This is a genomic window from Nonomuraea helvata, from assembly GCF_039535785.1.
In the GTDB taxonomy this organism is placed as follows: domain Bacteria; phylum Actinomycetota; class Actinomycetes; order Streptosporangiales; family Streptosporangiaceae; genus Nonomuraea; species Nonomuraea helvata.
The window spans coordinates 208,317-228,714 of sequence record NZ_BAAAXV010000008.1; the positions used below are offsets into that span (position 1 = coordinate 208,317).

Genomic DNA, 20,398 nt, shown 5'->3' on the forward strand with positions numbered 1-20,398 from the left:
GATGTCGTCCCTGACGGAAAGCAGGGCTGTCGAGCTGTCGATCGGCGGCATGACCTGCGCGTCCTGCGCCAACCGGATCGAACGCAAGCTGAACAAGCTGGATGGTGTGAGCGCGACGGTCAATTATGCGACGGAGAAGGCGAAGGTCACCTTCCCTGAGGGGGTGGATCCGGGGCAGTTGATCGCCGAGGTGGAGAAGGCCGGCTACACCGCCGCGCTGCCCAGCCCGCCAGAAACCAAAGCGCAGGAAGAGCCGCAGGATGAACTGCGGCCGCTGCGGCAGCGGTTGACCACCGCCGTGGTGCTGAGTGTGCCGGTGGTGGCGATGGCGATGGTTCCGGCGTTGCAGTTCACCAACTGGCAGTGGTTGTCGCTGGTGCTGGCCGCGCCGGTGGTGGTGTATGCGGGCTGGCCGTTCCACAAGGCGGCCTGGACGAACCTGCGGCACGGCGCCGCCACGATGGACACGTTGATCTCGGTCGGCACGCTGGCCGCGCTCGGCTGGTCGTTGTGGGCGCTGTTCTTCGGCACCGCGGGCGCCCCCGGGATGACGCACCCGTTCGCGTTCTCCATCGAGCGTAGCGACGGTTCGGGCAACATCTATCTGGAGACGGCGGCGGCGGTGACCGCGTTCATCCTGGCCGGGCGTTATTTCGAGTCCCGCTCCAAGCGGCGTGCGGGTGCGGCGTTGCGGGCGTTGCTGGAGCTGGGCGCCAAGGACGTGGAGCTGGCCGACGGGCGTCGTGTCCCCATCGAGCGGTTGCAGGTCGGTGACACCTTCGTGGTGCGGCCGGGAGAGAAGATCGCCACCGACGGTGTGATCGTCGAGGGCACCTCCGCGGTGGATGCCTCCATGCTGACCGGCGAATCGGTGCCGGTCGAGGTGAAGCCGGGTGATGCGGTGACCGGGGCGACGGTGAACGCGGGCGGCCGCCTGATCGTCCGCGCGACCCGGGTCGGCGCGGACACCCAGCTCGCCCAGATGGCCACGCTGGTGGAGGAGGCGCAGACCGGCAAGGCGGCCGTGCAGCGGCTGGCCGACCGGATCTCCGGGGTGTTCGTGCCGGTCGTGATCGCGCTCGCGGTCGCGACGCTCGGGTTCTGGCTGGGGACCGGCAACGGGGTGGGGGCCGCGTTCACCGCCGCGGTCGCCGTGTTGATCATCGCGTGCCCGTGCGCGCTGGGTCTGGCCACCCCGACGGCGTTGCTGGTCGGCACCGGCCGGGGCGCTCAGCTCGGCATTCTGATCAAGGGTCCGGAGGTGCTGGAGTCCACCCGCCGCATCGACACGATCGTGCTGGACAAGACCGGCACGGTCACCGAAGGCAAGATGACCCTGGTCGCCGTGCACCTGGCCGAGGGCGAGAGCCGGGAGGAGGTGCTGCGGTTGGCGGGCGCGCTGGAACACGCCTCCGAGCACCCGATCGCCCAGGCCATCGCCCGCGCAGCCGCCTCCGAGGCGAGCGTGGAGGATTTCGCCAATGTCGAAGGGCTCGGCGTGCAGGGCATCGTGGACGGGCACGCGGTGCTGGTCGGCCGGCCCCGGCTGCTGGCCGAATGGTCGCAGCACCTGCCCGTCGACCTGGAACGCAAGCTGGGCGAGGAGCAGGCGGCGGGCCGCACCGCGGTGGCGGTCGGCTGGGACGGCCAGGCGCGCGCGGTGCTGGTGGTGGCCGACGTGGTCAAGGCGACCAGCAGGCAGGCGATCGCCGAGTTGCGGGCGCTGGGTCTGACCCCGGTGCTGCTGACCGGCGACAACGAGGCGGTCGCCACGACGGTGGCGGCCGAGGTGGGCATCGACGAGGTGATCGCCGAGGTGCTGCCCGCCGACAAGGTGGACGTGGTCAAGAAGCTGCAGGGCCAGGGCAAGGTCGTGGCCATGGTGGGCGACGGCGTCAACGACGCCGCCGCGCTGGCCCAGGCCGACCTGGGGCTGGCGATGGGCACCGGCACCGACGCCGCCATCGAGGCCTCCGACCTCACCCTGGTCCGCGGCGACCTGCGGGTGGCAGCCGACGCGCTGCGGCTCTCACGCCGCACGCTGTCGACGATCAAGGGCAACCTGTTCTGGGCGTTCGCCTACAACGTGGCCGCGCTGCCGCTGGCGGCACTCGGACTGCTCAACCCGATGATCGCCGGAGCCGCGATGGCGTTCTCCAGCGTCTTCGTGGTCAGCAACAGCCTGCGCCTCCGCCGCTTCAACTAGGAAACCGCTCCCTGTGGCCGAAGGCGACCAACGCCTTCGGCCACATTGCGTGCCGTACCGGCTCGATCAGGTTTGGCGGCGGCTGCGGTAGGCGGCGGTCTTGGCGCGAGCCGTACACGCCGCGCTGCAGTAACGGCGCGAACCGTTGCGGGTCAGGTCGATGTAGACCGCCTCGCAGTGGTGCGCCTCGCACGTCCCGAAGCGGTCTGGGCCGTAGCCGTCCACGATGAGTGCCAGCGCCGTGGCGAACTCGCCCCCCAGAGCATCCACCTGGGTGCCGCCCGAGCCGTGGAAGTGCAGGTGGAACGGCTGGCCGACGTCCTCGACCAGGTACGGCTGTGCGCCGTACCTGCGGATCAGGGCGTTGATGTGGGCGGCCTGGTCCGCCGGCCGTTCGGCCAGCAGCGCCTGTCGCAGCTCGCCGGCCAGCTCGGCCAGGCGCCGCCCGGCGTCCGGGGCCGCGCACAGGGCCGCACTCGTGCGGTCGCCGAGCTGGGCGGCGAACGCCGTCGCCAGTTCCTCGTCCGTCAGTGGCTGTATCGAGGCGCCGCCCCGCCAGCGCGTGGTGGCCAGATTGACCAGCTCGGCGATCAGCGGAGCCTGCCGGGTCACGTTACAGGCTATCTCCACTTGACTGGTAACACCCTTCCGTGTGTCATAGGCATAATCCAGTTAGATGGTAACGGAGTCGCCATGTTCGCGCCCTATCGCCGCCTGCTCGCCCATCCAGGCGTCCCTCACCTGGTCGTCGCCGGGCTCATCGTCAAGCTCGGCACCCCCGTGCTCAGCCTCGCCCTGCTGCTGGCCGCTGTCGACCGGCTCGGCTCCTACGCCACCGCCGGGCTCGTGCTCACCGGTCACGCCTTCGCCCTGGCCCTGTGCGCGCCGCTCGGCGGGCGCATCGCCGACCGGTACGGCCTACGCCCGGCTCTGACCGGCTACTTGGCCGCCCACGCCCTCGCTTACGCCCTGCTCCTGCTCGCACCGCCGGCCCTGATGATCGGCGCCGCGGTGCTGCTGGGGGCTACCACCCCGCCCGCGGGGTCGGTCATCAGAGGCGTCTGGCCGCGCCTCGTCCCCGCTGCCGCTCTGCCCGCCGCCTACGCCGTCGACAATGCCGTCAACGAACTGACCTTCATCGCCGGCCCCGCGCTCGTGCCGGTCCTGACCTGGGTCATCCCGGCCCAGGGCGTGGTGGCGGCCGCGGGCGCCGCCGTCCTGCTCGGGACCGCGTTACTCCTTGCTCTCCCTGCGGTACGGCAGGCCGCACCCACCCCGCCCGGCAGGTTCCGCCTGGCCGGGCCGCTCACCCACCGGCGCACCCTCGTGCTGCTGGCCATCGCCGCCTTCGGCACCTTCGCCTTCGGCTGCCTGCGCATCGCCACGGTCGCCTCCGCCACCGCCTTCGGCTCGGCCTCCTCCGCAGGCGTGCTGATGGGCCTGCTGTCGGCCGGCGCCCTCCTCGGCACCCTCGGGTACGGCGCGCGGGCGTGGCACATCACTGGGCCCATCACCGGCGGGCGCCTGCTCGTCCTGCTCTCGCTCGCTGAGGCGGCCGTCCTGCTCGGCGGAGGCTGGGCGCCCGGCTTCGTGACGCTCGCCCTGCTGGTCACTCTCGTCGGGTTGGTGACCGGGCCGCGCGACGCGGTCGTGCCGGCCCTGCTCGCCGACCACGCCCCCGCTCGGTACCGCACCGAGGTCTTCGCCTGGCTCAACACCTTCATGTGGGCCGGATACGGCCTGGGCACCGCCGTCGCCGGCCGGCTCACCGGCCCTCACGACACCGGAGCCACCGCCTTCGGTGCGGCCGCGGTCGCGGCCGTAGCAGGGGCGATCCTGGCAGCCGTCGCCGGCCGGTTCGCCTCGCCCTTGCGCACGCCCGCAGCAGCGCCAGGTGGGGATCATTTCCGTGAACCTGATCACACAGCTGACAGCTGAGGCCCGGACAGGACATGCGAGCATGTCCGGCACGGATACGAGACCTGCCCGCACATAGCGTGGACCGTCCGCAGACCGGCAGGACCGAGGTCGGTGCTCAGTCTGCGGCAGCGGCGGGGCGGGGCAGGCGGAGCCCTTTGAGGGCGAGTGCGTTGACCGCGACGATGAAGCTCGATCCGGACATGGACAGGGCCGCGATCTCCGGCCGCAGCACCAGACCGAAGGCGGGCTCGAAGACGCCGGCGGCGATCGGCAGCGCGATCGTGTTGTAGCCGATCGCCCAGCCCAGGTTCTGCCGCATCTTGCGCAACGTGCCGCGGCCGATGGCCAGCGCCGTCGGGACGTCGAGCGGGTCGGAACGCATGAGCACCACGTCGGCGGTCTCGATGGCGACATCGGTACCGGCGCCGATCGCGATGCCCAGGTCGGCCTGGGCCAGCGCCGGGGCGTCGTTGACGCCGTCGCCGACCATCGCGACCCTGCGCCCGCCGCTCTGCAACTCGGCGACCTTGGCGGCCTTGTCGCCCGGCAGCACCTCGGCGATCACCGTGTCGATGCCGAGCTGATCGCCGATCCGCCGGGCGGTGGCCTCGTTGTCGCCGGTCAGCATGACAACCTCCACACCGGCCTCGTGCAGCGCGGCCACGGCGGCCGCTGAACTGTCGCGGGGGGCGTCGGCGATGCCGATCACCCCTGCCACGCGCCCGTCCACGGCGGCGACGACCGCGGTGCGTCCGCCCGCCGCCAGTTCCTCACGGCGTACGGCCAGGGCGCCGAGGTCGATGCCTTCCGCCTGCATGAGTTTCGTGTTGCCCACCACGACCCGGCGCCCGTCCACCTGAGCCGTCGCGCCGTGACCCGGGACGTTCGCGAAGCCGGTGGCCCGGGGGACGCCGGGGGCGTGCGCGTCGGCGTACCGGACCACGGCCTCGGCCAGCGGGTGCTCGGACTCCCGCTCGACGGCGGCCACCAGCCGCAGCAGTTCGGCCTCCTCCAGGCCGTCGACGATCACATCGGTGACCTCCGGCTCGCCCCTGGTCAGGGTGCCGGTCTTGTCCATGACCACGGTCTGGATGCGAGCCGAGGTCTCCAGCGCCATGGCGTTCTTGAAGAGCACGCCACGCTTGGCGCCGAGGCCGGTGCCCACCATGATCGCGGTGGGGGTGGCCAGGCCGAGCGCGTCGGGGCAGGTGATCACGACGACGGTGATGGCGAAGAGCATGGCCGTTCCTGCCGTCGCGCCCGCCACCAGCCAGGCCGCCAGCGTCAGCCCGCCGCCGATGAGCGCGACGAGGACCAGCCAGAACGCCGCCCGGTCGGCCAGGCGCTGCCCGGGTGCCTTGGAGTTCTGGGCCTGCTGGACGAGCTTGACGATCTGGGCCAGGGCGGTGTCGGCGCCGACCTTGGTGGCCCGTACCCGCAGAGTGCCGTTCTTGTTGATGGTCGCGCCGACCACCGCGGAGCCCGGAGCTTTGTGCACCGGCAGGCTCTCGCCGGTGACCATCGACTCGTCGACCTCGCTCTCGCCCTCCACGACCTCGCCGTCGACCGCGATCTTCGTGCCGGGACGGACCACCAGCACGTCCCCGACCACGACCTCGGCCGTGGGGATCTCCACCTGCTCGCCGTCGCGGATCACCACCGCCTTGGGCGGGGCCAGGTCCAGCAGCGCCCGGATCGCGTCGTTGGCGCCGCCTCTGGCCCGCATCTCGAACCAGTGCCCCAGCAGCACGAACGCCGCCAGCACGGTCGCGGCCTCGTAGAACACCTCGCCGCCGCCGGTCAGCGTGATGTACAGCGAGTACAGCCAGCCCGCCCCGATCGCCACGGCGACCAGCACCATCATGTCCAGCGTGCGCGCCCGCAACGCCCGTACGGCGCCGTCGAAGAAGATCCACGACGAGTAGAAGATCACCGGCAGGCTGAGCAGCAGCGCCCACACGCCCTCGCGCAGCCCGAACGGCACCGGCACGTCCAGCCCCAGCACCTCCCGGCCGATCGGCGACCAGATCAGGATCGGGACCGACAGCACGGCCGCCACCAGGAACCGGTTGCGCATGTCGGCCACCATGGCCTCCATCGACATGGCGCCGTGGCCCCCGTGCCCCATCATCTCGTGCGGAGACGCTTCATGCTCCGCAGCGGGCTCAAGAACCGCCTGCTCGGCGCCTGGCGGGTCGGGCTCCGCCATGGGGTCGCAGACGTGCGACGGCACCGACTGCCCCGCGCAGTGATAGCCGCATTCCCGGACCCAGCGGCGAAGCTCGGCCAAGGACGTGGCCCTCGGGTCGAACACCACGGTGGCGGTCTGCCCTACCGGGTTCACCTCGACCTCGATCACTCCAGGGCGGCGGCTCAGGACGGCACGCACGACGTTCTGCTCCGAGGCCCACCGTAGCCCGCTCACGTCGAGAACCGCTGTGCTGCGATCCTTGGTCTCGCCGGTCGTCATGGCTCCTCCATACCCGTCAGGTGGCGCTCTATCTACCATTACTCATAGTAGAAGTTGCGTCCTGAGGCGTCGTATGGCGACCTCAAGGAGTCCCGGATCACGCTCGTACGTGCGAACTCACCGATGCTCATGCTGGCATGCGACTTCATGCCGGCATCAAGTCGCATGCCGGCCCCATGTCCAAAGCGGCGCCGCGCCGACGGTCTCGAAGCTTGCTACTACGAGTATTCGTAGGTCAGAAGGTGAGGAGCGAATGGCAGTGATGTGCCAGGAAGGAGCTGAGGCCGGGCACCAGCGCGACCATCGCGGGCCCACCCAGCAGCAGGGCGACCGCGAGCAGCCCGGTGAGGCGCTCGCGACGGCCGAGCGGCGCCTCGGGATTGAGCATACGGCGCACGCGGGTGATCGCCGTCTCGCCGCCCGCGCCCAGCGTGAACGCGGGCGCGTGGCCGGTGGCCAGCCGGACCAGCGCGGCGGCGATCTGCACACGCGGGTGGCGGCGCGCGGCGACGTCGTCGGCCAGCAGCTCGATCAGCCTGGCGATCTCCGTCCTGGCCTGCTCGAACAGCGGGACGTGCGGGAAGGCCCGGGCCAGAGCCTCGCCGGCGGCGAGCACCAGGTGATGGCGGCCCCGCAGATGCGCCCGCTCGTGCTCCAGCACCGCTGCGACCTGCTCAGGAGCGAGACTTCGCAGCGCGCCCGTGGTGATGACCATCTGGGCGTGCCTGCCGGGCACGCAGTAGGCCAGCCGCTCGTCGTACTCGATCACGACCGCGCCGAGGTCGCTGTCGCGCCGGCCCAGCAGACCGAGCAGCGCCGCGTGCTCGCGACGTTCGGCGCGGGCTCTGACGAGGACGGCCGCACCGCAATAGGCGACGCGTGCCAGCACCGCTCCCGCGGCCAGCAGCGCGCCCCCACCCGCCGGCGTGACTCCGGATCCGTCGTTCAGCATGTCGGCGCAGGCCTCGAACAGCCCGGCCAGGCCGTGCCCCACGACCTCGGGAGGGACGGCGAAGGCCAGCGCCGCCAGCGCCGTCGAGGCGACCACCGAAGCGGCCGCCGCCTGCCAGAGCGCGATCGCCAGCCGGGGTGCCCGATCGGCCCGGCGCGCCGCCCGCCGGCCCAGCCGGGGCAGCCAGATCGCGGCCACGACCGTGTAGAGCAGCAGGACGATGGCGGCGATCATGCCCGACCGCCCCGGGGCGGGAACACCTGCAGCGCCGCCTCCAGCGCGGCGGCCTCCTCCGGCGTCAGCCGCTCCAGGAAGTGCACCAGCGTGGCGGCCTGGTTGCCGCTGCCCGCGAGCGCGCTGCGCATCAGGTCGGCCGTGTAAGCCTCCTTGGAGGCGACCGGCTCGTAGACGTACGCTCGACCGACGGGCCGGCGCTTCAGCAGGCCCTTGGTGTGCAGCTTGTCCATCACGGTCATCACCGTGGTGTAAGCGATGGCCCGCTCCTGGCGAAGGTCTTCCAGGACATCTCGTACGGAGGCGGGCCGGCGCCGGGCCCACATCCGGTCCATGATCGTGGATTCGAGTTCGCCGAGACCCCGCGTCATGCCGGCAATGCTACCGGCGATCGTAGTCAGAGCGTTTCGCGTGCCGTGATCGCCCGCTTGAGCTTGATCAGGTCCTTGGGGGAGTTGACCGCGACGGCGCCCACCAGCACGCCGTTCCGGGTGAAGGCCACGGCGAACCGTTCTTCTTCCGGGGAGCCGGCGGTGATGCTCGCCGCGTCCGCGAGGTGCGGGAGCCCGGCCGTCTGGACGCGGGCGCCGTGCACATGGGTGGCGAAGTTCGGCACGTCCGCGAAGGGCTGCGCGTTCTCCGGTCCGGCCAGCAGATTCCGGGCGGCGACCGCGCCCTGCTCGTTGGCGTTGGACCAGTGCTCGATGCGCACCGTCTCCCCGCCGAAGAGGCCGTGCGGCCAGCGCGCGACATCCCCCGCGGCCACGATGTCGGTCGACTCCGTCGCGAACAGCGTCGGCTCGCACAGCACGCCGTCGTCCACGGACAGGCCGCTGCCGTCCAGCCATTCGGTGTTCGGCGCCACGCCCATGCCCCCGACGACCAGGTCCGCGGCGATGGACCGGCCGTCGCTGAGCCGTACCTGGCCGCCGTTCACGGCGGTGACCCTGGCGTTCGTGACGAGCTCGACGCCGTTGCGCTCATGGTGCGCGGCCAGCCAGCGGGACGCCTCCTCGCCGAGCCCGGCGTGCATGGGGTACGGCGCCGGGTCGACCAGGGTGACCTTCCTGCCGAGCTGCCGTGCTGTGGAGGCCACCTCGCCCCCGATGAAGCCGCCGCCGATGACCAGCACGTGCTCGTGCCCCGACTCGAGCTGCGCGCGCAGCGCCAGCGCGTCGTCGAGGGTGCGCAGGGTGCGCACGCCGTCGAGCCGTCGCGGGCGCGCGCCGCTGGCGATGACCAGGCCGTCGTAGCCGACCTCGGCGCCGTCGTCGAGGGTGACCGTCCGGCTCCGGACGTCGAGGCGTACGGCCTGCCGCCCGCGCAGCCACTGGTCGCCGACCTCCTCCGCGCCGGGGAGCGTGACGTCGTCGTCGCCACGCAGCACGCTCTTCGAGAGCGGCGGGCGGTTGTACGGCAGGTGCGTCTCGGCTCCGACCAGTGTGACCTCGCCCTCGAAGCCCTCCCGGCGCAGCGTCTGCACGGCCCGCAGCCCGGCCAGCGAAGCGCCGACAACGGTGATCTTGTTGATTCTTCCCATGCCGGCGACAATACCTACAGGGGGTATATGGCTGGCAATGTGACATGGATCTCATATACCCCTAGGCCGTATGCCTTGCCTTGGAAAGGATCGCGGCGTACCGTCTCCTCTGCATACCCGGCAGGGGTATGAAGGAAAGGAGATGTCGCGATGAGCACGAGCACGTACAAGGTGTCGGGGATGACCTGCGGCGGGTGCGCCGGCAAGGTGAAGGCGGAGATCGGCAAGGTCGCCGGGGTCTCATCGGTGGCCGTCGAGCTGGCGACCGGACAGGTCACCGTCACCTCGGACGGCCCGCTCGACGACGCCGAGATCAGGAACGTCGTGGAAGAGGTCGGCTACGAAGTGGTCGCCGGCTGAACCGCCGAGGTGCCGCCGGGCTGCACGGAGCGCGACAGAGTGCACGTTTTCCGACAAAATGTATCCTTTGCGGCACCTCGTACACTGGCCAGGTGCCGAAACTGTGGAACGAGACGATCGAGGCGCACCGCCGTACCGTGCATGACGCGATCCTGGACGCCACCGTCGAGCTGGTGCGCGAGCGGGGACTGCTGGCGGTGACGATGTCGCAGATCGCCGAGAAGACCGGCATCGGCCGGGCCACGCTCTACAAGTACTTCCCTGACGTCGAGACGATCCTGGTGGCCTGGCACGGCCGCCAGGTCGCGGGGCATCTGGAGCGACTCTCCCGTGCGGGGGAGCATGAGGGCGATGCCGGGCAGCGGCTCGAGGCCGTGCTGGAGACGTACGCGTTCATCCATCAGCAGATGGCGCGCCACGGTTTCGGCCCCGATCTGGTCGCGCTCCTGCACCGGTCGCAGGACGTCGGTCACGCCCAGCATCAGATACACGCCTTGCTCCGCGACGCGCTGAGCGAGGGCGTGCGGGCCGGTGCCGTGCGCGACGACGTGGCGGCGGAGGAGCTCGCCGCGTTCTGCCTGCACGCGCTGCAGGCGGCTGCCGTCCTCCCTTCGAAGGACGCCGTCCAGCGGCTCGTCGCGGTCACCCTGGGCGGGTTGCGAGCCCGCTGAGCCCGTTGCGGCCTTCCGGTCTCAGCCGGTCTTGGCCGTTGAACGGCGGCGGCGCCAGAGGTGCGTCGCCACGAGGGCGGCCTTCGCCAGGACGGCCACCAGGACGACGTCCGCACCGAGGCCCGCCCATTGCGGGATCGCCAGTATGCCTGCGGCCAGGCCCACGTGTACGACGACGGCCAGGACCGCGGCCAGCGTGAGGCCGAGCACGATGTGCCGCCGCCGGGGCGCGGGGTCCGTGACGGCCGCGCCGGCGGTCGCGCCGGGTCGGTCCCAGTCCACGGTCAGGTTGTCGCGCCTGCCCATTCTGGTGATGTTCCTGGTGAGGAGGGCCTGGGCGCGCTGCAACCCGTCCTCGTCCGCGGCCTCGACGCGCAGGGTCAGGTCGTGGGGGGTGGCCCGCAGGAAGCAGGTTGCCCCGTCGACGGTGATGGTCCCCTCGGTGTCCGACCACTCGGCCTTGACGTCCTTGGGCCTCTCGCCGCCCGTGTGAGAACCGCGACCCGGATGGGCGGGGAACCCGTGGCCCATCTGGGCGGCGTGCCGGCAGAGCTGGGCGAGGTACCGGCCGGCGCGGTCCGTCGTGACGTGGGCTTCGGCGCTGGGCATCGCATGCCTTTCGTTGTGGGGGTATCGACATGTCGTTTCTAAGAGATCAGACTGTATCTGATATATACACCATGTATCGCAAAATGCCGCAACGCGCGAATCGTGAGGGAGTGAAGCGGTAGCCCATGCCCGACTCGGTGATCAGGTGCACCGGGTAGGCGGGGTGACGCCGTCTCTTCTGCAAGGCGCCGCTCGGATCACCAGTCATCGGAGGAGGAGACCATCGCTGCCGGGCGTCCTCTGCCGAAGGGCAGGTGCCAGGCAGGAATCATCCGCACTCCGGGCTTCGGCCATCCCGACGGGATGCGAGAAGGAGCCGCCCTGCTCGACCTGCGCCCCGCGCCCACGGCCATCTTCGCGGCCGGCGACGAGAGCGCCATGGGCGCCATACAGGCGGCCAGGGCCCGCAGTCTGCGTATCCCCGAGGAGCTCGGTGTCGTCGGCTTCGACGACACCGAGATCGCCACCATGACCTCGCCGCAGCTGACCACCGTACGCCAGCCGCTGCGCGAAATGGGCGCCGTCGCCCTGCGCACCGCGCTGCGCCTGGCCGCCGGCGAGGACATCGAATACCGCCACATCGAACGTGCTACCAAGCTTGTCGTACGCGGTTCGACGCTCGCTGCCTGACCTAGAACGCCCAGCCCGAGAGGCTCTAAGGGGGTCCGCCGGGTGACAGTCGTACGGCGGTGACCTTGTACTCGGGGCACGACGTGACCGTGTCCGCGTGGCCGGAGGTGAGGGCGTTCACCCGGCTGGCGGGGAAATGGAACGCGCAGAAGAGCTGGCCGGGCGCTGTTTCGTCGGTAATGCGGGCGTTCAGCGTGGCGCGTCCGTGGCGGCTCTCCACGGTGACCGGGTCGCCGTCGCGGACAGCGTGGCGGGCGGCGTCGGCGGGGTTGACGTCGATCCTGTCGGCGGGATCGAGGCGGAGGTTGCCGGTGCGTCTGGTCATGCTGCCGGAGTTGTAGTGCGCCCACCGGCGGCCGGTGACCAGGATGAACGGGTAGTCGCCGTCGGGGCTCTCGCCCGGCGGGAGGTAGGGCAGGGCGGCGAGGTGAGCCAGCCCGTCCGCGGTGGCGAACCGGTCCAGGTAGAGCTTGCCCGTCCCCGGCCGGCCGGCGTCGGGGCACGGCCAGGCGAGGGCGCCCTCCTGGTCGAGCCGCTGGTGCGAGATGCCGCCGAAGACGGGCGCGACCCGGCCGCATTCGGCCAGGGCGGCGGCCGGGGTGGGGCAGCCCAGATCGGCTCCCAGCGTGGCGGCGAGGGCCTGGACGATGGCGAAGTCGGTGCGCGCCTGCCCGGGCGGGGACAGGGCGGGCCGCACCCGCTGGAAGCGCCGGTCGAAGTTGACGAAGGTCCCGTCCTTCTCCAGCCAGGACGCGGCGGGCAGCACCACGTCGGCGTGGCGGGCGGTCTCGGACAGGAACAGCTCCTGGCACACGACCAGGGGACAGGCTTCCAGCGCCGCGACGACCAGGTTGGTGTCCGGGTCGGTGGCGCAGACGTCCTCTCCGACGACCCACAGAACGCGCAGGTCGCCGGCCCGCGCGGCGGCGAACATCTCCGGGATGCGCAGGCCGGCGGTCCGCGGCACCGGGACGCCCCAGACCCGCTCGGCCCTGGCACGAGCCGCGGGGTCGCCGACCGCGGCGTAGCCCGGGAGCAGGTCGGGCAGGGCGCCCATGTCGGAGGCGCCTTGGACGTTGTTCTGGCCGCGCAGCGGATTCACGCCGTAGCCGCGGCCGGTGCCGACCGCGCCACGCAGTATCGCGAGGTTGGACAGCGTACGCACGCCGTCTGTGCCGTGCAGGTGCTCGGTCACGCCGAGTCCGTAGATGATCGCGGGTCGCTCGGCCCGGCCGTACAGGCGGGCCGCCGCCACGAGGTCGGGCACGGGAACGCCGGTGATCTCCGACACGCGGCCGGGTGGGTAGTCCTCGAGGAGCGCGGTGAGCTCGGCCAGGCCGGTGGCCCGGCGGCGGAGGAAGTCCAGGTCGGCCAGGCCCTCGTCGAGCAGGACGTGGGCGAGCCCGTTGAAGAGCGCGACATTGGTGCCCGGCCGGGCCCGCAGATGCACGTCCGCGTGCTCGGCCAGCCCGACGCGGCGCGGGTCGGCGACCACCAGCCGCGCGCCGCGCAGCACGTGCTGCAGCAGCCGGGCCCCGACGACCGGGTGCGCCTCGATCGGGTTGGCGCCCACCACGAGCAGGCAGTCGGCGTGCTCGGCGTCGTCGAAGCTGTCGGTGCCGCCGGACAGCCCGAACGCGGCGGTCAGCCCGGCGGCGGAGGGGGAGTGGCACAGGCGTGAGCAGTTGTCGACGTTGTTGGTGCCGATGACCGTCCGCATGAACTTCTGGATGAGGTAGTTCTCCTCATTGGTGGCCCGGGCCGAGGAGATCGCCGCCACGGTGTCAGGGCCCGCCTCGGCGATCGCCGCCCGCATTCCGCGGGCGACGTGGTCGAGTGCTTCGGGCCAGTCCACCGGCTCCAGCCGGGAACCGCGGCGCAGCAGCGGCCGGGTGAGCCGCTCGGGGGAGCGGAGGAATCCGTGGGCGAAGCGGCCCTTGACACAGGCGTGCCCGCGGTTGACCGGGCCGTCGTGGGCGGGCTTGACGGCGGTGACCTCGCCGTCGCGGGTCAGCACGTCCAGAGCGCAGCCGACGCCGCAGTAGCCGCAGGTGGTGCGGGTACGCGTGAGTGCGGACGACCGGGTGCCCAGCGGCAGGCCGGGCTCGGTGAGAGCGCCTGTGGGGCAGGTGTCCACGCAGCCGCCGCAGGCGACGCAGTCGGATTCCGCCCATGGGCCACCGGTTCCCGGAGCGACCACGGTGTCGCCGCCGCGTCCCGTCAGCGTGAGTGCGAAGGTGCCCTGGACCTCGGCGCACATGCGTACGCATCGGCCGCAGGCGATGCACAGGTCGCGGTCCAGCCGTACGTAGGGGTGGCTGTCGTCCTGGCCGCGCGCCGGTTCGGCGGCTCCGGGGCCGATGTCGAGCGTCCGGCACAGCCGGGCCAGCTCGGTGTCGCCCTCCAGGGCATGGCCGGGAAGGGCGGAGACGATCAGCTCCACGGCGTCGTGCCGGAGCCGGCACAGATCGTCCTGCTCGACCTGTATCTGGGCGCCTTCCGTCACGGGGGTCACGCAGGCCGCGACCACGTGGCCGTCCAGCCGTACCAAGCAGGTACGGCAGGAGCCCACGGGCGACAGGCGGTCGTCGTGGCAGAGCGTCGGGAGGCCGACGGCCGCCGCACGGACCGCGGAGAGCGCCGTGACGCCCTCGGGCACGGTGACTCCGGCGCCGTCCACGATCACCCTCATCCGCCCCACCCCCGCAGCCGGTCTCCGTAGGCGCGGGCCAGACTCCGCACGGCCGCGGGCACCCGGCGGCCGAACGCGCACAGGCTGGCCCGGCTCATCAGCTCCAGCATGCGGGCGTACGCCTCCCCGGGCGGGCCGCCCGCCGTGGCCAGCTCCAGCCCGCGGCGCGAGCCGACCCGGCAGGGCGAACAGGCGCCGCAGCTCTCGGCGGCGGCGAACCCCCACACGTGCCGCAGCACGTCCTCCGGCGCCGGCCGATGGTCGACGGCCACCAGGCCGGCATGGCCGAGCGCCGCGCCGAGCCGGCCCAGCGCGGCCTCGCTCAGCGGCACGTCCAGCTCGTCTTCCGGCAGGAACCCGCCCAGCGGGCCGCCGACCTGCAGCACGGCGAGCCGGGCGCCGTCGCGCAGGCCGCCGCCCAACTCGGTGACGATCCGGCGCAGCGGCGTACCGAGCTCGACCTCGTAGCAGCCGGGACGGGCGAACCGCTCCGAGAGGCAGACCAGTTTCGTGCCCGTCTCACTTGGAGTGCCGCGGCGGGCGTAGGCGTGGCCGCCGTGCCGGACGATCCACGGGACCGCGGCCAGGGTCTCGACGTTGTTGACCACGGTGGGCGCGTCCCACAAGCCCTTGCCGGTCGGGTACGGCGGGCGCGCCCGCGCACAGCCACGGCCGCCCTCCAGCCCGGCGATCAGCGCCGTCTCCTCACCTGACACGTACGATCCCGCGCCGCTCACCACCTCGACGTCGAGATCCACATCGCTGCCGTGCACCCGCGTCCCGAGATGCCCGTCCTCGTACGCCTGCGCCAGAGCCGCACGCATCCGGGCCAGCGCCCGCGGATACTCCGAGCGCACCAGCACCACCCCACGCCGCGCCCCGCAGGCCAGGCAGGCCAGCGCCAGCCCTTCGAGCACCCGCCCGGGATCCTCCTCCATCAGCAGCCGGTCGGCGTACGAGCCGGGGTCTCCTTCGTCGCCGTTGGCGACCACCACGGTGTCCGGCGAACGGCCCGCGGCCGCCCACTTGCCGGCCACCGGGAACCCGGCCCCGCCGCGCCCGCGCAGCCCGGAGACGGCCACCTGTGAGGCGATCTGCTCGGGCGTCCGCCGGCCGACGGTCTCCACCCAGGACCGCCAGGCAGGCTGACCCGCGACGATCCCGGCCAGGACGACCGGCTCGCCGGTGACGTCGGCCACCGGGATCGGCGGCGCGTACGGCCGCACCCGCCCCGCCACCTGCTCGGCGACCGAGGGACCGCTGCAGGGCGTCGCACCGTCCAGGCAGGCGGGCCCCGCGTAGCAGTACCCCAGGCACCGGACCGGCTGCACGGACGCCTCAGGCGTGGGTTCGCCGCTCTCGATGCCGAGAGCGCGCTCGATCTCGGGCAGGTGCCGGTTGCCCTGGGCCGCGAAACACGCGGTCGCGGTGCACACACGTACATGACGACGCCCATGCCCGGTGGCCAGATCGGCGTAGAAGCTCGCCGGGCCGAGCCCGGCCGCCGCGGGCAGCCCGAACCGGCGCGCGATCTCCGGCGCCCACGCCTCAGGGCCGCTGAGCGTCTCGGACGCGGCCTGGGCCAGAGCCTCGACCAGCCGCCCCCCGGGCCGGCCACGCCGGTCGGCCAGGGCACGGAACGCGTCAAAGGGACGATCCACAAGGGACGACCTTCCCGTTTTCCCTGGTCAGGACACACGTGCGGTGACCACGGCGCAGTCTTGAGCGCCTTTGCTGTGGCTTTGTCGCGTTCCGGGCAGGAGGTACGCACAGGGAAGGCTGTTGACGAAAGGCGCGACCATGAACGATGTCATCGTCGTGGGAACCGACGGTTCGCCGGGCGCCGACGCCGCGCTCACCTGGGCAGCCGACGACGCGGCACGCAAGGGGCTCCGGCTTGAGCTCGTGCACGTGATCGAACGCGGCACCTACGATCTTCCGCGTTATCCCATCCCCGGCCTGCTCGAGACGCTTGGCGAGGCCGCCGAGGTGATGCTGGAGGAGAAGGTCCGGACGGTCATGGCCGGATGGCCCGACGTCCAGGTCACCGCCAGGGTGGTGACCGGATCGGCGGTGGCGGACCTGCGGGTGCGGGCGGAGTCGGCCGCCGAGCTGGTGGTCGGCCGCCGCGGGAGAGGGGGATTCGCCAGCGCGTTGCTCGGCTCGGTGAGCCTGGGGGTGGCGGGCCATGTCCACGGCACGGTCGTCGTGGTACGGGAGGCGGCGGCCGAACGCGGGCGGCTCGTGGTGGGCGTGGACGCGACCGATTCCTGCGAGCCCGCCCTGGCCCATGCCTTCGCCGAGGCGTCCCTGCGCCGGGCGGCGCTGCGGGCCCTCTACGCCTACGCTGTCCCCGTCCATGCGGTCTCGCTCGACCTGGACCGGCTCCAACGAGCCCAGTACGAGTTCCTTCGCGATCGCCTCACCCCTTGGCGGGCCAAGCACCCCGAGGTCGACGTGATCGAGGACATCACCTCCGTTCATCCGGTGGCGGCTCTCACCGACGCGTCCAGGGACGCCGACCTGATCGTGGTGGGCAACCGGGGGCACGGCGGCATGGCGTCCGCGGTGCTGGGCTCCGTCAGCCACGGCGTGCTGCACTACGCTCACTGCCCGGTCGCCGTCGTCCGCCGCCATGCCTGACTTGGTCAGCGCCGCCGGCCCGAGCTCAGTCCATCATGTGGCGCGGCCCGTGTGGGCCCGGCCTGTCCCATCTTCCACAGGGCCTACCCCGTTCACCGAACCAGTCCGCCAGGTAGTGGCGCATCCGGAACATCTCGGCATGCTGGTTGTCGCGTATCTTCGTGGCGAGTTCCGCGACCTCGGGATGCTCGGCCCGCCCGGACATCAGCAGCTGCTGCGACATCCTGATCGCCACCATGTGGTGCGGAATCATGTCCTGCAGGAACGCCTCATCGAGCGCATCGCCGGACAGTCCGGACAGGTCGCGCATCATCGGCCGGTAGTCGCGCGCCCCTGGATGCCCCGGATACCACGTGGCCAGCCACTCCTTCATGGTGGCGATCTCGGCGTTCTGCGTCGTGACGATCGAGGCGCCCAGGGCGCGCATCCCTGGCCGGTTCGAGCGCTGAAGCTGCCGGGCCGCGGCTACTGCTTCTTCATGGTGGGCCACCATATGGGTGAGATAGCCGGCCTCGTCGCTCACGTGCATGTTGTGCATCCAGCCGCACGGGCCCATGGGACCCCAGCCGGTCGGCGTGGCCGTCGGCTGCCCGGCGGCCGCAGGCGGCGTGGTGCCGGCCGTCGTGCCAGGCGTGGCGCCGGTCGTGGCGCCGGCGATGCCGGTCACCGCCGCCGCGGCGGCCAGCGCCGCCCCGACCGCGATCGCCGCTGTTGCCGGACGTTTCATGTCGCCCCCCGCGTCATGTGTCCCCTTCCCCGAGCCTGCGGTCGCATGGCACTGGCCCGCCAGTGCCATGCGACCCTGATGACCAGGACCAACGTCCCGGGTCGTGGTGGGCAGGTGCGCCCTGGCGCTCGCGGCCGTCAGCGCATCCGCCGCAGCAGCGGTGAGGGCGACGGCTCGCAGGGTGCCACCCGGATCCGGGCGTCCACCGTGGTGGCGCCCTCCGGTGCGACGATGACCGGGTTGAGGTCGAGTTCGGCCACCTGGGGCAGGTCTTCGAGCAGCCTGCTGATCCGTACGACCTGATCCGCCAGCGCGGTGACGTCGGCGGGTGGCGAGCCGCGGTAGCCGTGCAGCAGCGGGGCGCAGCGCAGCTCGTCGATCATGTTGAGGGCGTCGGTGATCGGGGGCACCCGGAAGGCGCGGTCGGCCAGCAGGTCGGCCGTCACACCGCCCATGCCGACCATGGCCAGTGGCCCGAACGCCGGGTAGTTGACGCCGCCGACGATGATCTCCACGCCGCCGGGCAGCATGCGCTGGACGATCGCGCCGGTCATCTCGGGGCCGATGCGCGCCGACATGTCGTGGTAGGCCTGCCGTACCTCGTCGAGGGTCCGGAGGTTGAGCCGGACGCCGCCGGCCTCGCTCTTGTGCACGGGACCCGTGGACTTGAGCGCCACGGGCAGCCCGACGCGGGCGGCTGCCGCGGCGGCCGTCTCAGGGCTGTCCACGTCGACGGATTCGACCAGCGTCACGCCGTAGCAGCCGAGCAGCCGGGCGGCGTCGGCAGGGGAGAGCCAGCCGCCGTCCGGATGCGCCTCCAGCTCCGCGTGAACGATCTCGCGTGCCGTCTTCTCGTCGGCCTGTGGGGGGACGGGGACAGGCTCGACGGGGCGCCGGCGCCACTCGGCGTAGCGCACCATGTGGGCCAGGGCCTGGACGGCCTGCTCGGGGAAGGCGTAGCTGGGCACGCGGCCGTCGATCAGGTCGTCATGGCCGACGACGCAGGCCAGCACGGTCTTGGCCGCGGCCTTGGTGGCGTCGGCGATGGCCTGGCGGGTCGCTTCCAGGCCGTCGCCGAAGGGCGGGGTGTAGACGACGAGGATCACGTCGATCTCGGGCGAGGCGGCGAGCGTCCCGACGGCGGCGCCGATCTCGGCGGCGGTGGCGTCGGCGGTCAGGTCGACCGGGTTGCCCAGCGCGGCGGCGGCGCGGGCGGTCAGCAGCCCGGGCGGCAGCTCGGGAACGACGAGGCCGTGGCGTTCGCAGGCGTCGGCGGCCATCGCCTGCGGGCCGCCCGAGTTGCCGACGACGGCCACCCGGCGGCCGGCGGGCAGCGGCTGGGCGGCCAGGAGCTTGGCGGTGTCGATCAGCTCGTTCACGCTGTCGAGCCGGATGACTCCGGCAGCGCCGGTGAGCGCGTCCACCGCCACGTCGGGGGTGGCCGCGGCGGCGGTGTGCGAGCGCACCGCCCGGCCGCCGGCTTCGCCGCGGCCGCTCTTGACCAGCAGGATCGGCTTGCGCTTGCCGACCCGGCGGGCGATGCGGGCGAACTTGCGGGGATTGCCGAACGACTCCAGATACAGCGCGATCACGCAGGTGTCGTCGTCGTCCTCCCAGTACTCCAGCAGGTCGTTGCCGCTGACGTCGGCCTTGTTGCCGACCGAGACGAACGACGAGACCTCCAGCCGGTCCAGCAGCGCCGCTCCCACGGCCCCGGACTGCGACATCAGCGCCACGCAGCCCCGGGCCGGGCGGTGCGGCAGGAAGCTGGCGTTGAGCCAGGCTCCCGTGTTGATCACGCCGAGGCAGTTCGGGCCGATGAGCCGCATCCCGGCGTCGCGGCAGAGCGCCAGCAGCTCCGACTCCACGCCTGACTGCCCGGCCTCGGCGAACCCCGACGTCAGTACGACCAGCCCGGCCACCCCCGCCTCCGCGCAGTCGCGCGCGACGTCCAGGACGTGACGGGCAGGCACGGCGACGACCGCCAGATCCACGCCGTGGGGTACCTTCGCGTGGCAGGCCAGCCCCGCGATCTCGGTGGCGTTGGGGTTGACGGGATGGATCGGCCCGCAGTAGCCGCCGTCGATGAGGTTGCGCAGCACCTTGTGGCCGACGGCGTGTTCGTCGCGGCCGGCGCCGATCACCGCCACCGAGCGGGGGGCCAGGACCCGGGCGAGGGACGCCCGCCCGGCCTCGTGGTCGCGAGCCTCGATGGCCGCGAGCAGCCTGGGGGTGGGCTCCGCGGCGATGCTGACGTGCAGCGCGCCGTCCTCGAAGTGCTGCCCCACCGGCAGGCCCAGGTCGTGCAGCACCCGGATCATCGGCCGGTTCTCGGCCAGCACGTCGGCCACCAGCTCGCGCACGCCGTGCTCGGCGGCGTCCACGGCCAGATGCTCCAGCAGCAGCGTGCCCAGGCCGTGCCCGTGTACGGCGTCGTCCAGGAGGATGCCCAGCTCGGCGCGGCCCTCGTCGATCGGGATGTACTCGGCGACCGCGACCAGCCGGCCGTGCAGGTCGGCCACCCGCGCGCGGCCGGCGTACGTGTCGCCGGTGATGCGGTCGATGTAGGCGTGCGCGGTGCTGCGGCCGCCGGTGAAGAAGCGCAGATACGCGGAGCGCTCCGACGAGCGGTCCACCAGCTTGTGCAGGGCCGCACGGTCGGCGGGGCGGAGCGGGCGCACGTGGGCGATGCCGCCGTCGCGCAACAGTACGTCATATCCCTCATGCATGCCGGGTCCCCCGTT

At 72.3% G+C, this 20,398-nt stretch carries 16 protein-coding genes; 6 read left to right on the plus strand and 10 right to left on the minus strand.

Translation table 11 applies throughout. The features are described 5' to 3' along the window. Position 1 precedes the first annotated feature (1 nt). Positions 2–2,206: a heavy metal translocating P-type ATPase gene (locus ABD830_RS28415; RefSeq protein WP_344993760.1), complete on the plus strand. Its 2,205-nt coding sequence runs from the start codon at positions 2–4 to the stop codon at positions 2,204–2,206. Between the two features lie 66 nt (positions 2,207–2,272). Here the strand turns inward: ABD830_RS28415 and ABD830_RS28420 are convergent, their stop codons facing one another. Next, positions 2,273–2,818, minus strand: a complete 546-nt coding sequence (locus ABD830_RS28420) for a CGNR zinc finger domain-containing protein (RefSeq protein ID WP_344993763.1) — start codon at positions 2,816–2,818, stop codon at positions 2,273–2,275. A gap of 81 nt (positions 2,819–2,899) precedes the next feature. On the opposite strand from ABD830_RS28420, the gene ABD830_RS28425 reads away from it, so the two are divergent. Further along, positions 2,900–4,144 (plus strand): MFS transporter, encoded by a 1,245-nt coding sequence (locus ABD830_RS28425; RefSeq protein ID WP_344993766.1) that lies wholly within the window; start codon positions 2,900–2,902, stop codon positions 4,142–4,144. Between the two features lie 97 nt (positions 4,145–4,241). On the opposite strand, the gene ABD830_RS28430 is transcribed toward ABD830_RS28425, so the two are convergent. The 4 genes from ABD830_RS28430 to ABD830_RS28445 form a co-directional block, all read right to left on the minus strand. Beyond that, a complete protein-coding gene (locus tag ABD830_RS28430) occupies positions 4,242–6,596 on the minus strand; it encodes a heavy metal translocating P-type ATPase (RefSeq protein WP_344993769.1) in 2,355 nt (784 codons plus the stop codon). A 235-nt stretch (positions 6,597–6,831) separates the two neighbouring features. Beyond that, complete coding sequence (locus ABD830_RS28435) at positions 6,832–7,782, minus strand: M56 family metallopeptidase (protein WP_344993772.1); 951 nt, start codon at positions 7,780–7,782, stop codon at positions 6,832–6,834. Then, positions 7,779–8,153 carry a BlaI/MecI/CopY family transcriptional regulator gene (locus ABD830_RS28440; protein WP_344993775.1) on the minus strand — a complete coding sequence of 125 codons (375 nt, stop codon included), beginning with the start codon at positions 8,151–8,153 and terminating at the stop codon, positions 7,779–7,781. Before ABD830_RS28440 ends, ABD830_RS28435 begins: the two co-directional genes overlap by 4 nt. Positions 8,154–8,179: 26 nt before the next feature. Next, a complete protein-coding gene (locus tag ABD830_RS28445; protein WP_344993778.1) occupies positions 8,180–9,322 on the minus strand; it encodes an NAD(P)/FAD-dependent oxidoreductase in 1,143 nt (380 codons plus the stop codon). Between the two features lie 150 nt (positions 9,323–9,472). Here ABD830_RS28445 and ABD830_RS28450 point away from each other — a divergent pair, with 150 nt between their 5' ends. Beyond that, positions 9,473–9,682, plus strand: a complete 210-nt coding sequence (locus ABD830_RS28450) for a heavy-metal-associated domain-containing protein (RefSeq protein ID WP_344993780.1) — start codon at positions 9,473–9,475, stop codon at positions 9,680–9,682. A gap of 92 nt (positions 9,683–9,774) precedes the next feature. Further along, positions 9,775–10,353, plus strand: coding sequence for a TetR/AcrR family transcriptional regulator (locus ABD830_RS28455; protein WP_344993783.1), 579 nt, complete (start codon positions 9,775–9,777; stop codon positions 10,351–10,353). Between the two features lie 21 nt (positions 10,354–10,374). Here ABD830_RS28455 and ABD830_RS28460 read toward each other — a convergent pair whose 3' ends face one another. Then, on the minus strand, positions 10,375–10,962 hold the full coding sequence (locus ABD830_RS28460) for a DUF2218 domain-containing protein (RefSeq protein WP_344993785.1): 588 nt from the start codon (positions 10,960–10,962) through the stop codon (positions 10,375–10,377). Between the two features lie 303 nt (positions 10,963–11,265). Here ABD830_RS28460 and ABD830_RS28465 point away from each other — a divergent pair, with 303 nt between their 5' ends. After that, a complete protein-coding gene (locus ABD830_RS28465) occupies positions 11,266–11,592 on the plus strand; it encodes a substrate-binding domain-containing protein (protein ID WP_378520975.1) in 327 nt (108 codons plus the stop codon). A 25-nt stretch (positions 11,593–11,617) separates the two neighbouring features. Here the strand turns inward: ABD830_RS28465 and fdhF are convergent, their stop codons facing one another. After that, positions 11,618–14,284, minus strand: coding sequence for a formate dehydrogenase subunit alpha (gene fdhF, locus ABD830_RS28470; protein ID WP_344993788.1), 2,667 nt, complete (start codon positions 14,282–14,284; stop codon positions 11,618–11,620). Continuing rightward, positions 14,281–15,945 (minus strand): NAD(P)H-dependent oxidoreductase subunit E, encoded by a 1,665-nt coding sequence (locus ABD830_RS28475; protein ID WP_344993791.1) that lies wholly within the window; start codon positions 15,943–15,945, stop codon positions 14,281–14,283. Before ABD830_RS28475 ends, fdhF begins: the two co-directional genes overlap by 4 nt. A gap of 139 nt (positions 15,946–16,084) precedes the next feature. Here ABD830_RS28475 and ABD830_RS28480 point away from each other — a divergent pair, with 139 nt between their 5' ends. Next, complete coding sequence (locus ABD830_RS28480) at positions 16,085–16,927, plus strand: universal stress protein (RefSeq protein ID WP_344993794.1); 843 nt, start codon at positions 16,085–16,087, stop codon at positions 16,925–16,927. Between the two features lie 25 nt (positions 16,928–16,952). Here ABD830_RS28480 and ABD830_RS28485 read toward each other — a convergent pair whose 3' ends face one another. Together ABD830_RS28485 and ABD830_RS28490 are read right to left on the minus strand one after the other, a co-directional pair. After that, on the minus strand, positions 16,953–17,654 hold the full coding sequence (locus ABD830_RS28485) for a DUF305 domain-containing protein (protein ID WP_344993797.1): 702 nt from the start codon (positions 17,652–17,654) through the stop codon (positions 16,953–16,955). Between the two features lie 137 nt (positions 17,655–17,791). Beyond that, positions 17,792–20,383: a GNAT family N-acetyltransferase gene (locus tag ABD830_RS28490; RefSeq protein WP_344993800.1), complete on the minus strand. Its 2,592-nt coding sequence runs from the start codon at positions 20,381–20,383 to the stop codon at positions 17,792–17,794. Positions 20,384–20,398 lie beyond the last annotated feature (15 nt).

What these genes read in the sequence shown, in the direction of transcription:
- ABD830_RS28415 (WP_344993760.1), top strand. Translation starts at nt 2, where the DNA reads ATGTCGTCCCTGACGGAAAGCAGGGCTGTCGAGCTGTCGATCGGCGGC.
- ABD830_RS28445 (WP_344993778.1), bottom strand. Translation starts at nt 9,322, where the DNA reads ATGGGAAGAATCAACAAGATCACCGTTGTCGGCGCTTCGCTGGCCGGG.
- ABD830_RS28430 (WP_344993769.1), bottom strand. Translation starts at nt 6,596, where the DNA reads ATGACGACCGGCGAGACCAAGGATCGCAGCACAGCGGTTCTCGACGTG.
- ABD830_RS28465 (WP_378520975.1), top strand. Translation starts at nt 11,266, where the DNA reads ATGCGAGAAGGAGCCGCCCTGCTCGACCTGCGCCCCGCGCCCACGGCC.
- ABD830_RS28480 (WP_344993794.1), top strand. Translation starts at nt 16,085, where the DNA reads ATGAACGATGTCATCGTCGTGGGAACCGACGGTTCGCCGGGCGCCGAC.
- ABD830_RS28490 (WP_344993800.1), bottom strand. Translation starts at nt 20,383, where the DNA reads ATGCATGAGGGATATGACGTACTGTTGCGCGACGGCGGCATCGCCCAC.
- ABD830_RS28425 (WP_344993766.1), top strand. Translation starts at nt 2,900, where the DNA reads ATGTTCGCGCCCTATCGCCGCCTGCTCGCCCATCCAGGCGTCCCTCAC.
- ABD830_RS28450 (WP_344993780.1), top strand. Translation starts at nt 9,473, where the DNA reads ATGAGCACGAGCACGTACAAGGTGTCGGGGATGACCTGCGGCGGGTGC.
- ABD830_RS28435 (WP_344993772.1), bottom strand. Translation starts at nt 7,782, where the DNA reads ATGATCGCCGCCATCGTCCTGCTGCTCTACACGGTCGTGGCCGCGATC.
- fdhF (WP_344993788.1), bottom strand. Translation starts at nt 14,284, where the DNA reads ATGAGGGTGATCGTGGACGGCGCCGGAGTCACCGTGCCCGAGGGCGTC.
- ABD830_RS28485 (WP_344993797.1), bottom strand. Translation starts at nt 17,654, where the DNA reads ATGAAACGTCCGGCAACAGCGGCGATCGCGGTCGGGGCGGCGCTGGCC.
- ABD830_RS28440 (WP_344993775.1), bottom strand. Translation starts at nt 8,153, where the DNA reads ATGACGCGGGGTCTCGGCGAACTCGAATCCACGATCATGGACCGGATG.
- ABD830_RS28460 (WP_344993785.1), bottom strand. Translation starts at nt 10,962, where the DNA reads ATGCCCAGCGCCGAAGCCCACGTCACGACGGACCGCGCCGGCCGGTAC.